Origin of the sequence: Mariniradius saccharolyticus AK6 (assembly GCF_000330725.2) — a bacterium.
GTDB classification, from domain to species: Bacteria; Bacteroidota; Bacteroidia; order Cytophagales; family Cyclobacteriaceae; genus Mariniradius; species Mariniradius saccharolyticus.
The window spans coordinates 15,247-29,182 of record NZ_AMZY02000014.1; the positions used below are offsets into that span (position 1 = coordinate 15,247).

A 13,936-nucleotide genomic window follows, 5' to 3' on the forward strand; every position below is an offset into this window, starting at 1 on the left:
GCCGAAAAGCGTTAGAAAACATTCATGACCCCTTTAACAAATTTAGATGCAATTTTGATTGAATCACAAAGTGCCGATTCAAGGAAAAAAACTGATTTTTAAGGAAAAGTCGATCCTTGAAACAAATCGGATTGGAAATTCTGAAAGAACATTCTTTCGAAACAGGGCTGACAAACCACAGGCGAAATCCTTTTTCTTGTTTTTTCTTCAAACACCAATAAAATTAAAGCTATATTTTGTTGACGTAGAAAGCAGGTGAATAGATTAACATTTTTGCTGGAAAAAATTTAATGTAGCTTTGAACTGTATTTATCAAAATTTTAATTTCTTTTAGGAATGTCAAAGATAATCTGGGTTTACTCAAGAAAAAAACTAAAAAATGATGCTGCTGCCAAATTAGACAACATATGTTCGTTTTTGACCCCCGATAACCTAATTCCAAATCCTCATAAAATTCATTTAACTGAAAATTGTGGGTATGGGATTCTAAATCCCAAGGCAAATATTGTATGCAAGGATAACTCAGTTTTAATGGGTGTCCTTAACGGTGGATTCAGAGAATGGCAAAATCCTGGAAGCGAAGTCCCTGACGGGAATTTCGCGATATTTAGGTCAAGTGCAACCACGACTGAAATAATTTCTGATTCTTCCGGTAGTAGGACGATATGGTATTTCTTTGATAATGATTTACTAATTGCAAGCACTTCACAATTCGCAATTATCAAGTACGTTTCAGGATTTGAATTCAATAGGAATGTAATACCTTGGATGTTAACCACAGGCACGTTAGGCCCTGACAATTCTTGGGACAAACGAATAAAAAAGATGCCCCCGAATACTGTTTTAAAATTAGATCATCTCACTTGGAATATTGAACTAAGAACTGACGAAATTCCATTTGGAGAAGCAAAAAATTCTGAAGTCGGCTTTGAAAAAATGGATGAGACTTTAAAGGAATCATTTAGATTACTGAATTTAAGTTCGACAAAATGGGTATTGCCACTTTCCGGAGGGTATGATAGCAGGGGAATTCTTTTTTATCTCATATCGACAAATCAAGCAGATATAAGTACGATTACTTGGGGATTGCCAGGTTCACGAGATGACAAAAAATCCGATGCATACATTGCGGAAAAATTGTCTAGTTCACTAAACGTCCCAAATCTATTCCTAGATACTGACTTCTCTGACGAGCCTTTTGCGGTTATTTTTGAGAGGTTCATAAAAAACGGAGAAGGACGAATTGACCATATCAGTGGATATTTAGATGGATTCAAAATTTGGAGTGATTTAAATAAAAATGGAATCGACCTAATTATTCGAGGAGACGAAAATTTTGGTTGGCTATCAGTAAATTCACCTAAAGACGTGCTCACATCACTCGGAATCAGCTTTTTTTATGAATACCCATTCTTAAAAAAACACCTAAATATGCAGGATTATATTCAGGAACTTCCAGAATCGTTATCTAAAAAAGAGAATGAAACACTTCATCAATGGCGGGACCGCTTATATCATCAATACCGGCTTCAAAATCTAATCTCGAGTTTAGGTGATTTGAAATATTCCTATGTTGAACAAATAGTACCGTTATTGACCAGAAAGGTATTACAAACAACTTATCAATTATCTGATAAAAATCGAACTGATAAGATTCTTTGGAAAAGCATTGTGGAAAGCTTTAATCCTAAATTTAGTTTTGCAACCTCGCAAGCAATCGCAAGTGTGGAAAAAATCTACCATTCAGAGAAGGTGGTTACCTTCCTGAAAGGATTCCTTTCGGAAAATCTCAAAAACGAAATTTTTGAAGAACAATTTATGATTGAAGTACTTCAACACATAAAATTCACCGGGAAAAAATTGGGTCATTCAGAAAAAATGACTTTTAGGAAAATAGTCAAAATCTTAATTCCCTCGAAAATATACAGCCTAATTAAAGACAACATCTCAGTTGAAAGAGAATTAGATTGGAATCTTCTTGCGATGCGTATTTCATTAACTATTTTTATTTATCGTTTGTTAAAAGACCAATAGTAAACCTAATTAAACAGATGAGAATCTTTTTTATTGAAAAGTACATCATGAAACTTATTTGGGAAATCCCTGAACCGACAGGCGGGGCTTCCGTGCAATCATTGGTTTGGATGTCAGCACTAAACCAACTTGGAAATAAAGTGTTTCTAGGTAGGTTATCAAATGATAACAAAACTATCGATGAAAATTACAGATGGATAAATTTTCTACCCCTATATGACTCGCTAAAAAAACAGCCGTTTATCTGGTTTACCTATAGGTTTCCAAGCATATTCCGAATAATTTCTAGAAATAGAATAGATATCGTATACACGTCGATGCCAACTTGGCAAACATTCTACATTGGCCTCATTTGTAAAGTGTTGGGCGTTAAACACGTAATCAGGATAGCGAGTGATGTAAATGTTGATGGAAGGTTGAAAAAACATCATCCCTTTCCTAGACATGTCCACATATCTCTTGCATATCGATTGGCAGATCTAGTTATCGCACAAAACAATTACCAATTTACATCACTAAAGGGTAGAGTAAAAAATAGTAATCTTATAAAAATACCCAACCCTTTTATTATAACGAAGAAATACTATCATCAAAAAAAATCGCTTTCTGGAAGTATCGTATGGGTTGCGAACTTCCGAAGAGTAAAAAATATGGGGCGTTTGCTCGAAATTTGCCGTTTAATGCCTTACGAAGATTTTAAAATCGCAGGAGTGGAATTGCCTAATATGGACGATGAAACGGCTGAAAGTATCAGTCTACTAAAATCACTTCCGAACGTTACATTTTTTGGAAACATCAGTCGAAGCAAGATTCTCGATTTCTATGCTGAATCTAAGTTCTTGTTGAACACATCTGATTTTGAAGGATTTAGCAACACTTTTTTGGAGGCGATGGCAACTGGAACGCCAATATTGAGCACTACAATGGTAAACCCAGACGGCATCATAAATAAATATCAGTTAGGGATAGTTTATGAGGATGAAATTTCATTAAGAGATTCATTGGATAGATTATCCCTTTATGAGTATTTGGAATATTCAAAAAATTGTCTAGCATATGTAAAGGAATTTCATGATCATCTGGCTTTGGGGAATAAACTAAACCAAACTTTTGAAAAAATGATGCCACTGAATCAATAAGAAATCTCAAATCGGCAAAAAATAAATTGGTTAGTTTATACTGTCAATTTCTGACAAAAAATAAGAGACTCTATCCTCAAGATTTAAGTAAGCATCTTCCAACCTATCCCAGGCATTCTGCCTTAGATACCCAATTTGACTTTCATTTTCCAATAGTCCTTCTACCTTTTTAACAAGATCAGACCCATCCCATGATACAGGAAGATATGTTTGATTTGGAACATAAATTTCCGGCCAAGTTTCAATATGCGACATATCTGGCTTAACCAAAACACTACCATTAAGTATTGCTTCAAAATCCCGAAAACAAACTTCTCCGAACCCAAAAGGACTCAACACAGCCTTTAATGATTTGATTTCAAGATTGTACTCGGACTTGGAAATTCTTCCCGAAACAAATAAGGGATTTCCATTAATCAATTCTAAAAACAATTTTCTCTGAAAATCAATTGCCGATCTATTGGGTTGATAGATGAAACGGGCCTGACATGCCTTTCTATCAGGAATTGGGCACTTCTTGTTGAATGGGAACCTACCCAACACCTTATTTATCAGCCAAGGGCCAAAATATTTGTATAAGTGAGGAAAATAGTCTGGTCTATTCCATCTATGATTATTATGGTATTGTCCGATTGCAAGGTTCCACCCAATTCTAAACTTTGCCTCTAATTCATTCAAATCAGGTCTTGGAAATGGACTGGGGTTAGGGAACATTTGAACTCCAAAATGGGAGTGATAAAAATCAGTGAAAATCTTGTTCCCGTGTAATACCTTTCCATACAAGGATTTGTCCTTGAAGCCCTGCTTTTTAAAATAGAGATCAAAATATGGGAGGTATCCTAGATATTCGGACTCACTACCTGCATTGTCTTCAAAAAAAATCAATTTTTTGTATCTAGTCCGTAAAACATCTAAGAACTCACTCCTATTTTCAGGATCAACGGTCCTGAAATATTTAGAAAAGACCACTAAAGTTTGATTTTTGTCATTTGACAACAAATATCTGCCGTCATCGAAGAAATCAAACCTTTTTCTAAATGTAGATATCCAAATTGGATACAGTGTAAATCTTGAAGATATGTTGTTTGTCGAACAAAAAAGAAGAGAAATCTTTTGTTTCATTTGAAATCAAAATTGCTCATAAAGTAAAAAACATAAATCAGAGAGTATTGCAAATCCAGTTTCATATTCAATACCCTATGTTTTTTTTGCAAGTTAATGACTTTTTACCTCAATAGCACCTATCGTGTTCGTATTGTCTTTACGAACTGCATTATTCTCAGAATTAAGAAACCAGACAATAGAAACTTAATTAAAAAAAATTAGTAATGCAAGATTTTGTAATCATCTAGTTCCTAAACGATTTTTCAATAAGTTACTTCTTTTTATAGATGACCAAAGATTCTTTTCACCCTCATATTTTGAAACAAAATGCATCTTCTTAGCACCAGTTAACGAAAATAGAATCTCTCTAAGTCTTTTCTCGGTAATCTCGAAAAAACTATCTGACTCAATTACCCAGTCTCCGAGCTTCGCACCGGTTGCATTTGGGAATCGGAACTCAACGGTTTTAATCCCTTCATTTCTTTTATCACTAAGATATTTCCCCATCAGATCCCAGCTTTTTCTATCAAAAATTCCATTATTGATTATAACAACTACTTCGTCTGAAATTGACTCCCTGTGATCTGAAACTCCGAAAACAAGCGAATAAAGATTCCAAAAAATGCGATAAGATATATCAATCAGCGATCTTTTGAACCATTTAACTTGCCCCTTCGCGATTACTTCACTAACAATAATGTCTCTTTTGATATAATGCTCTTTACCTTTGTTCGCCAATCCAACATTTAAAGCCGGCAACTCCCTAAACCCGTCACTGATTTCCTTTTTTAAAATATGATTGTTTTTTTTGACGCCAGTCAAAAGACTAATCCATATGTCATCACCCCTTCCTTTGTATTCTTTAAAAAACAAAGGCGGTAACTCCAATAGCCTTGACGGAACAAACATGAATCTGCCTTTTACTATATCAACATACACATTTTGATTTGTATCCGTTACAACGGGGCTTATACCCTTTGAATACTTTTTCAAACCGCTTCCAATTCGTCTACCAGATTTTCCAATAATACTGGCGTCATTGTTATCCCTGGAAACTTTAATACAATTCTCAATCAACTTAGGATTAGAAAAAGCCAAATCATCATCCAACGTAAAAAAATAGTCCGCATCAACAAGTGTTGTGATATACCACCTTACCAAACATCCTATATTTCTATTTGATCTAAGCACCCAATCTACGCCGTCAATTTGATCCTCAACTCCATTATGCCAAAGCATTATCTTGACTGGAACAGTTTGCAATCTTATCGACTCTATGATAGTAGGAAGATTAAAGGGTCGTTTAAAATTTAAGAGAACCGCTACAATTTTCACATTATCCATTCGCTCTTTCTTCATTAGTTTGATCTGTTTTTTTAACTATCCTAGAACAGAGTATTTGGTTAGGGTTACGCCGATTTCTAATTTACGCCCTGCATTTCCACCATTCTCTTGAATTCTCCAGAATTTGCTTGCAGTCCGAAAAAATTACCACTCGCCTCAATTTTACCTTCATTCAAGTAATAAATTATGTCGGCGGACTTAATCGTTGAAAGACGATGCGCGATAATTACCATGGTAAATTTTCCTTTTATTTTCTCAAAAGATTCCTGAATTTCCCTCTCTGTAGCGGTGTCCAATGCAGAAGTCGCTTCATCCAAAACCATCAAATCAACATCCTTATAAATCTCCCGGGCAATGGCAATTCTTTGACGCTGCCCTCCGGAAATCATCACCCCATTGTTTCCCAATTGGGTGTTTTCTTTTTCAGGTAGGTTGTTAAAAAAGTCCGTCAAAGAGGCAATCTGCAATGATTGATGAAACTTGATCAAATTTTCCTCCGTTTTAGGTGCCCAAAATGTCACATTGTTATATAGCGTATCATTGAAAATAACCGGTTCCTGGGTGATATACCCAATCCTGGATTGGTAGGAATCAAGGTCTATGTCGGAGATTTCCATACCATTCACTTTCATTTTTCCTGAATTCAAAAATAACAATCCCGTGAGAATATTAGTCATCGTCGTTTTCCCACTACCACTTGGGCCAGCGAATGCAATTGTTTGTTTTGAATAAATATTTAGGTTTATGTTCTTCAAGAAAGAATGCTCACCATAAGAAAAAGAACCCGATTCAATGGCGATAGTTTGAATCTCCGAAATCTGTTTTTCTCCTCGGTTTTTCTGCGCATTGGCCTCAAGTTCTTGAACAAAATCTTTAAAATTCTCCAAAGACCCCGAATAATTCAAAAAGCTATTCCAGCTATTTTGGTATGTGATAATCTGGGTCAATGACCTGTAGAAAAACAAAAGACTCAGAATAATTGGTGCCAGACTCGCATCAAAATAGGTCACCTGTACAAGAATCACTATCACCACGATCAAAATCGAAATAGGTTCCTTAGTTGATACCAATACGGCGTTGTAAAAACCAATTTTTCGCGCCCTCTTTTCCAAATCCGCAATAGTGGCCGTGAGTCTATTCGTAAATACCCCAATCAAACCAGTCGCCCTCAGATATTTAAAATTATGAACCTGTTGCATGACCAATCCATGAAATAAGTGGTTGCTCTTCGTTATCTTTTTTGAATTTAATTTCGTCTTTTTATACAGTTGGGTATAAACCAGGTTGGACAATGTACCGCCAATTGCCACTAACAAGGCAAATTGTGGGTTTGTCAAAAACGCCAAGCCTACATATACAATAATGGTCATCATAGATTGTAACGCAGCGAAATAATGTCGATAGGAAGTTGTAAGGCGCTCAATTTCTCCACCCAGGGTACTCTGGATTTTACCGGAATCTACCTTTACGAAATATTGGTAATTGATGCTTCCAATCAATTTGACTGCTTTTGTCCTTACTTTTTTGCTCAAGGTCGTCGCCAAAATCATGGCAAAGTAGGATTCAAAAAATCGCGCAATGCCTTTTAGTGAAAAGAAAACCAAAATAATCAACAGAACAGTCACCAGGTTTAATTCAAGTCCAAAAAACCTTAGTGAATCCAAGAAATACTCAAAATTCCCCAAACTTTCCTGGTCGGCACCTGTACTTTCGCCTCCTACCATTTGAAGCAATGGTATGAACATGGCTAGACCGAGTCCATCCATCAGTCCAACGGAAAAACTCAAAACTAAACCGATAAATATTCTATTCCCAAGGTAACTGTGGTAAAAAAAGAAATCAGTAAACCTTCCTTTACCTGCCCTTTTGATCATTTTTTTCATTTTCGTTTCGGATCTGAGTCGAAATTATAAAACACCTATTCTTATTCAGCGAAAAAGAACAGTGAATAAAATATAATATATGCTGCAAGAGACGACTGTTCTGGCAATTTTTTTAAAATAGAAGCAACCTACCTTCAAAATCAATCCAGACTGGTAACATCTTGACTTAAAATTGGGTAAGCTAACGATAATATTGAATCAATGATATCAATTGATGATTCCATATTTTCTCTAAAATTTGGAATAGTATCTATTATCGGGGCAAACTTTTTAGCTCTACTTTAGTGAATCCAAGAACTCAAACAATAATTCTCGGTTTTTTAGGGATTGGTCAAACATGATATTTTTGTTATCGCTGTTGGCTAATGAATTGTCAAGCAAAACTTGAAGTTTGTTTTTAGTGATGTCTTTAAAGGGTACGCAAAACTGTGCTCTCCCAATTTGGTTATAAAATCGAACGGTTTTGGTGTGTTTTGGAATCGATATAACAGGTTTACCGAGCGCATAGGATACAATACCGACATGCAGCTTCGAGGTGATAATCACATCAAATTCCTTAAGGGCATCCATCAACTGATTAGGAGAGCCATAGGAAATGATATCTAATGGATGACCAGTTTCCAACAATGTATCCCTCGTTGAGTTGGGCTTATCGAGACGGGAAAATTGTCCAGCTTGATCCTCAATAAACGAAAAAGAGTATTCATTGCTGTTGTCTTTGATAAAACCATTAAATTCCTCCAGTTTGCCAAAATCTTCAAGATCATTTCCTGGCAGGTGGAGACCTATTTTCTTTTTCATGTTTTGAGATGGCCCGTAAAAGGGCAAGGACAGCGCCACATCACAAAAAACATTAATCTTAGCAGGATCTATTCCCCATTTCACTAAGAAATTCCTGGAAATCTCATCACGAACGGCGATATATGATGCATTCTTGAAAAGCTTAATCACCTCCCAACGCAAAATTAGGTTAGAAATTGGGCCCACACCTACTCCGAGCATCATGTATGGTATCTTTCTGGAACGTAGTTGCTTTGACCATTTTATGTGCCTTTTGTAATTCCTATATGACCATTCCATTCTTTTCAGGAAAGAGTGGGGCGGCTCGCCCAAATACCCCCCGGGGCCGAAAACCAACCCTTTCAAATCGTCAAAATCGAAAGGATTTTTATCCGAGCCAGTAATTTCCTGCAATTCCAATTTATTTCTGAGTTGTGGAAAAACTACAACATTGTCCTTAGAATGTTCTTTGATCCAATCATGTGTGATTTTTAGGATCAACGTATCTCCAAAATTTCTGGAATTATATGAACCGTGTAATCCAATCTTTCTTGCTGTCATTTCTGTTAAATTTTAATCCTGATTAACTATATCATTTTTTGCTCTGGAAAATATCATGGGCTATTTGATTTCAACTTGCTTCCATCTTCATGAAATTTGACTACTCTAAAAATGCACCGTGTTTCTATTTGAGTAAATATGATTGTCTAGACATATCCTATGATTGATAGATTTTCATTTAATAAACTATTTTATCCCATTTTCTTCTGATCATTTCTATGTCTCCGACAATTCATCCCTATCATCAATTATTCGGTTACCAAAGTAGGGTTATTTGGTATTTCACTTATCTTATTGGCTATAGGTAGGCATAGTATAAGGTAAACTAGCAGCGTTGTGGTTATGCTGTTGTAACGGCCGGTGATGAAATAGGTCGTAAAGACCAGACAAATAAACACAAACTGAATGGCATCGTTTTTAGTCTTGGTTTTTTTCCAAACAAGCCAGAAAACTGTGCCTACCATCCCCAAATACAAGAATAGCCCCAAAAAGCCACTGCCATGTATTAACACTGTCAAATCTGTGTGCAAATTCCGATTCCCGTAGAATCCCTTGCCGTAATTTCCTGAGGCGTCAAATAGACCATATCCAAACCAGGGGCTATAATCGAAATAAACAAATAAGTCTCTGTATACCATCCCGATTTCTTGCACTCTCCCTTCTTCCTCCAAATTCCTATCCTCCAATTGCCGCAATTCATAGCGTTCCTGTATCATTTCCAAAAACCCAGTTGTTGACACAACAATCAAAGTTGCGAGACTTAATCCAAGAAAAATTCCAAAAAACCTTTTTATATTTTTCAAATCCATCAGCGGTATCATGACAAAAAGTGTCCCTATCAAGGTAAGTAACATCACACTTCGCCTCAGCGTCAATAAGGTAAGGAATACAGAAATCGCGTAAATCAAGAAATACCATTTATTCCTTTCATTTACTGCCTTTTGGAGTGCCACATAACATACAAGCGGCAAAAAATTAAATGCTGCGAAGACGATATTCCCGAAAAGAACGCCGGTGGAAATCCCATACATAGCACCCGGATTGAACCTGAATGCGGTTGAAAACAGTGCGTTAAAAACAAAAATTGACAGGATTAAAAAGCTACTTAGCGCCAATTCCTTGAAAATCACATCCCTTGGATATTTTTTATAGACCTCAGCCACGACTCCAATTAGCAGGAAAAGCGAGATCACCGTAATGAAACTCTTTCGCTCAGACCTGAAATCTTGGATATCCAAAGCAAGAATACAAAAATAAATTACCAACATAATCGAAAAAGGATTCTTGAAAACAAACGGCAGGTTATAAAAAACGTAATAGGCCACTAAACAGCCTAAAAGCAACAAAAAAAATCCGGTTGGTAAGGCTGAATCGATTACTCCATATGAAAATGAGAAAAGCGGCATGTATACGATGGATAAATCCTTTTTCCTGAGGATGCTGATAGGCATCCAAATCAGGATAAAGGCTTCAACCAAAAGGAAAAATAATTTCATTGAATATATTTTGATCTGTAATTAAGCTTGTTACACCAGTTTAGAAGCAAAACCATTTGATTGATTTTGAAAAACAGGTGTTTGGCTTGTTTTAGAAAATCGTTGAGACAATTTAGCAAGCCACAGTTTGTAAATCCCGTTTGGATTGTCGAATACATGCTGGAAAATTTGGAGAACGAATAAATACAAGCTAGTCTCTTGTTTGGTAAAAGTTCGCTAAAGGGCTCCTCAAGCAAATCAACTATATAAATCAAATTGGCTTACCAAGTATTTTTATGCCTTTGCGACCGAACTTGTCTTCTTCTTTTTTGACTTGCCATCATCATAATAGCCATAATTGTAGCCCCTGTAAGTCATATCCTTTGCCGGGACAGCATTGAGGATGGCATAAAGATGCTGTATACCTCGTTTTCTCTTGAGGTCATTGAGGTCCTCCACAAAGGAATTTTCACTAAAATTATGTCTCAGCACAAATGCTATTAGGTCTACGTGTTTCGTGACTTCTAAGGATTGGGAGATTAGGCCTACAGGAGGTGTATCCAAAACAATTACATCGTAACTGTTTTTCAATTGCTTAATAAGCGAAGCGAACCTTTCTGAACCCAATAGGTCTGAAGGATTTGGAGGAATCGCGCCCGCATAAATTACATCCAAATAGGGATTCTCCGTATTTTGAATGATGGCCAACTCTGAATCTACCTGTTGGCTGAGGTAATTGGAGAGCCCAATTTTGCTTTTCAATTCAAAATCACGCATCGCATTGGGTTTGAACATATCGCAACTCACCAATATCGTCTTTCTTTGATTCAGCGCATAAATAGAGGCCAAATTTATGGCCGTAAAGGTTTTACCTTCGCCTGCCAAAGTAGAAGAAACGGCTATTGTTAGTTGACGATCCAAGGGCACCACAAAAGAAATATTGGTTTTCAAGGCCCTAAATGCTTCTGCCAAAGCAGACCTCGGTTCCTTTAAAACCACCAAGGTATTGTCTGATTTATTTTGGGGTATTTTGGCGAGCAGCGGCATCAGGAGCCGTTGTTCCAATTCCTTTGGATCTTTGATGCGCTTATCAATTATCACGAAGAATGCGATGAGCAGAACCGGCAAAACGAATCCAATACCCATATACACCACATATACCAATTGTTGCTTGGCCTTAATTGGATTATTACTTGGTTGGGCATATTCCACGATTTTGTTGGAAGTAACACTAGATGCCAAGGAAATTGCTGCCTCCGCTCTTCGCTGCATCAAGTAGTTATAAATTGACTCGTTGAGATTTCGGCCCCGTTGTATCCTTACCAAATTTTGTTCGGTGGAAGGTAATCGACTAAACTGTCTGTTGATGGAGTTGATGCGGCTTTCCAAGTCGTTGATCTTCATCTGAGAAGAATTTGAAAGATTTCGAATCAATTCCAAAATAGAAGATGAAGTATCCTGAATCTTCCGATTGAGTTCCCGCACCCGCGGTGATGCTTCCGTTTGGGAAAATAATAGGTTAGATCGTTCGGATTGAAGGGTAATCAAATTTCCAATCAATGAATTTAATGTTGGGTCCGATATCCCTAGCCCGGAGGGTGCGATAATCTGTTCAAATGTACCCTTTTGCAGGTAGGATTTCACTTCTTCAAAATAATCCCTGTTAAAACGCTCCCGAGAAATCTCCGATTCCAGTTGTGTTAGTTGTTGAAAAACGGTATTACTTTCCGATGCAATGTTGTAGGTCCTATTGCTGGCTCTGAAGGACTGTAGGTTGTTCTCAAAGTAGCTCAGCGAATCAGCCACGCCTTCAATTTGAGAATCGATAAACTCCACTGTGTTTCTTGAAATGCGGTTCTTTTCCTCCAATTCCATATCCAAAAAGACTTGCATCAAGCTGTTGAGGTAGTCTGCACCTTTTTGTGGGTGGGAGGTATTGAGCGTTAAACCCAGCACCGAAGACATCTGTTCCACCGCAAACACCAGCAAATTGTCTCCCGAATATTCGGAAAGCAATGAACCCTTACTTCTAAGATTGATCAGCACTTCCCCTTCTGCAACATTCTTTGTCAAAGTAACCTTGATTTTTAACAATTCATGCTCGGTAAACTCTTGGAATTTTGCGGCTATCTCTGGCTGTTCCGAGAGATCGACGTCAGTTCCAGACCCATCAGGAATGTAGTGGTAGTATTCCTTTCCTGGAAAGGATATTGAATACGTATCATTTCCTGTCCAGGCGATCTTTATTTTATCCCCCATAATTTGAGCATGTTCCCAATCGACTTCGACATGGATGGGTGATGATTTGTACAGCTCAGAATCCCTGAAAAATCCGGGGGCATAATAATCCACATTAAAATCCAAACGAGCCAGCGCTCTTTCAGCCACAGGTTTTGATTTCAAAAATATCCCCTGATTGATGATCCACTGCTCCATATTCTGATTGAACTGTCTGTTGAGACCAGTCAAGTTCAGAATGTTGTTGTTATTTTCTTCCTTGATAAAAAATTTCGCATTGGCTTGGTAGATCGGGGGTGTGCTTTTGTTGACCAAGTATGCGGCAATCAATGCAAGGAATACCGATACAGCGATATATGGCCAATATTTGATGTATTTGGCGAGAAACTTAAATGGATCGAATATTTGCTCTTTTTGTTCGGTAATGTTCATATGCGAGTAGATATCAAAATTAAAAACTTAAAAATCAATTGGTATTGGTTGTGGTATACACCAACAGAATTACAGTAACCAAACTGATCAGCAACTGGGTTGTTTGGAGCAGCGTCACGCCTGTACCGATCTCACGTACCTTCATGGGTTCAGCATAAATCATGTCGTTGGGCCGAAGGAAGTAAAATTCGGAACTCATGATATCCTTGTGGTTGAGGTTTACCCGGTGGACTTTAGACCCCTCCGGATATTGACGAATGAGCATGATGTTGTCCCGCTTTGCTGTGACTGTGAGGTCTCCTGCATTGGCGATGGCTTCAAAGATAGTGACCCTGTTTTGGAGGATGGTATACTTGCCTGGTCGGGCAAATTCTCCCAAAGCAGAATATCTAATCCCGCCGAGGCGGACCCGAACAAAGTTGTCTTCTCCCCTTACAATTTTTTCCAGTTCCTTTTCAATTAATTCCTTGGCTTGGTCAGCCGTCAAACCGACCAATTTCATCGGTCCCAAAACAGGTAATTCCACAATGCCCTCGTCATTGAGGGTATATCCGCTGAGATAAAAAATATCCCCCCCATTCATCATTCCTCCCATCATCATTCTCCCGCCCATAGAAGAAGCTCCAGAAGAATTGATATCCAACATCTGGTTGAGCAGTGGATCCTGGGTCTTGATGTTGATTTCCACTACATCATTATACTGCAGTAGATATTCCTCAAATTGAGAATTGACCATTTCCCCCATTGCAAAAGCGTTTTGGTCTTGGGGGAGATCCTGCATATAAATGACACGCTTATTGGAAATACAACCGAAGGCCACACAAGCGATGGCGCAACAAAAGAGAAGCCTTTTTCCTAAATTCATATCAATGATAAATTGTGGTGCGGATAGATACCAAAGTCAAGGGTGATTTTGACATCGCTAAATTAAATGAATTATATAATA

9 protein-coding genes are annotated in these 13,936 nt (G+C 37.5%); 2 read left to right on the forward strand and 7 right to left on the reverse strand.

Features of this window, described 5'->3' with window-relative positions:
- Window positions 1-336 precede the first annotated feature (336 nt).
- Window positions 337-2,034: a hypothetical protein gene (locus tag C943_RS14390; RefSeq protein WP_008629161.1), complete on the forward strand. Its 1,698-nt coding sequence runs from the start codon at window positions 337-339 to the stop codon at window positions 2,032-2,034.
- 17 nt (window positions 2,035-2,051) lie between these two features.
- Window positions 2,052-3,173 (forward strand): glycosyltransferase family 4 protein, encoded by a 1,122-nt coding sequence (locus C943_RS14395; protein WP_040480801.1) that lies wholly within the window; start codon window positions 2,052-2,054, stop codon window positions 3,171-3,173.
- A 30-nt stretch (window positions 3,174-3,203) separates the two neighbouring features.
- On the opposite strand, the gene C943_RS21520 is transcribed toward C943_RS14395, so the two are convergent.
- From C943_RS21520 to C943_RS14430, 7 genes are all read right to left on the reverse strand, one after another.
- Window positions 3,204-4,295 carry a glycosyltransferase gene (locus C943_RS21520; protein WP_008629166.1) on the reverse strand — a complete coding sequence of 364 codons (1,092 nt, stop codon included), beginning with the start codon at window positions 4,293-4,295 and terminating at the stop codon, window positions 3,204-3,206.
- A 222-nt stretch (window positions 4,296-4,517) separates the two neighbouring features.
- Window positions 4,518-5,636, reverse strand: a complete 1,119-nt coding sequence (locus C943_RS14405; protein WP_040480803.1) for a hypothetical protein — start codon at window positions 5,634-5,636, stop codon at window positions 4,518-4,520.
- Window positions 5,637-5,698: 62 nt separating this feature from the next.
- Window positions 5,699-7,504 (reverse strand): ABC transporter ATP-binding protein, encoded by a 1,806-nt coding sequence (locus C943_RS14410; RefSeq protein ID WP_008629176.1) that lies wholly within the window; start codon window positions 7,502-7,504, stop codon window positions 5,699-5,701.
- Between the two features lie 276 nt (window positions 7,505-7,780).
- A complete protein-coding gene (locus C943_RS14415) occupies window positions 7,781-8,845 on the reverse strand; it encodes a polysaccharide pyruvyl transferase family protein (protein WP_008629177.1) in 1,065 nt (354 codons plus the stop codon).
- A gap of 248 nt (window positions 8,846-9,093) precedes the next feature.
- Window positions 9,094-10,341 carry an O-antigen ligase family protein gene (locus tag C943_RS14420; protein WP_051069614.1) on the reverse strand — a complete coding sequence of 416 codons (1,248 nt, stop codon included), beginning with the start codon at window positions 10,339-10,341 and terminating at the stop codon, window positions 9,094-9,096.
- 273 nt (window positions 10,342-10,614) lie between these two features.
- Window positions 10,615-12,990 (reverse strand): GumC family protein, encoded by a 2,376-nt coding sequence (locus C943_RS14425; protein WP_008629183.1) that lies wholly within the window; start codon window positions 12,988-12,990, stop codon window positions 10,615-10,617.
- Window positions 12,991-13,024: 34 nt separating this feature from the next.
- On the reverse strand, window positions 13,025-13,855 hold the full coding sequence (locus C943_RS14430; RefSeq protein ID WP_245545551.1) for a polysaccharide biosynthesis/export family protein: 831 nt from the start codon (window positions 13,853-13,855) through the stop codon (window positions 13,025-13,027).
- Window positions 13,856-13,936: the final 81 nt, after the last annotated feature.

Excerpts from the sequence above, each read along its gene's own strand:
- C943_RS14390 (WP_008629161.1), top strand. The coding sequence starts at position 337 with ATGTCAAAGATAATCTGGGTTTACTCAAGAAAAAAACTAAAAAATGAT.
- C943_RS14395 (WP_040480801.1), top strand. The coding sequence starts at position 2,052 with ATGAGAATCTTTTTTATTGAAAAGTACATCATGAAACTTATTTGGGAA.
- C943_RS21520 (WP_008629166.1), bottom strand. The coding sequence starts at position 4,295 with ATGAAACAAAAGATTTCTCTTCTTTTTTGTTCGACAAACAACATATCT.
- C943_RS14405 (WP_040480803.1), bottom strand. The coding sequence starts at position 5,636 with ATGAAGAAAGAGCGAATGGATAATGTGAAAATTGTAGCGGTTCTCTTA.
- C943_RS14410 (WP_008629176.1), bottom strand. The coding sequence starts at position 7,504 with ATGAAAAAAATGATCAAAAGGGCAGGTAAAGGAAGGTTTACTGATTTC.
- C943_RS14415 (WP_008629177.1), bottom strand. The coding sequence starts at position 8,845 with ATGACAGCAAGAAAGATTGGATTACACGGTTCATATAATTCCAGAAAT.
- C943_RS14420 (WP_051069614.1), bottom strand. The coding sequence starts at position 10,341 with ATGAAATTATTTTTCCTTTTGGTTGAAGCCTTTATCCTGATTTGGATG.
- C943_RS14425 (WP_008629183.1), bottom strand. The coding sequence starts at position 12,990 with ATGAACATTACCGAACAAAAAGAGCAAATATTCGATCCATTTAAGTTT.
- C943_RS14430 (WP_245545551.1), bottom strand. The coding sequence starts at position 13,855 with ATGAATTTAGGAAAAAGGCTTCTCTTTTGTTGCGCCATCGCTTGTGTG.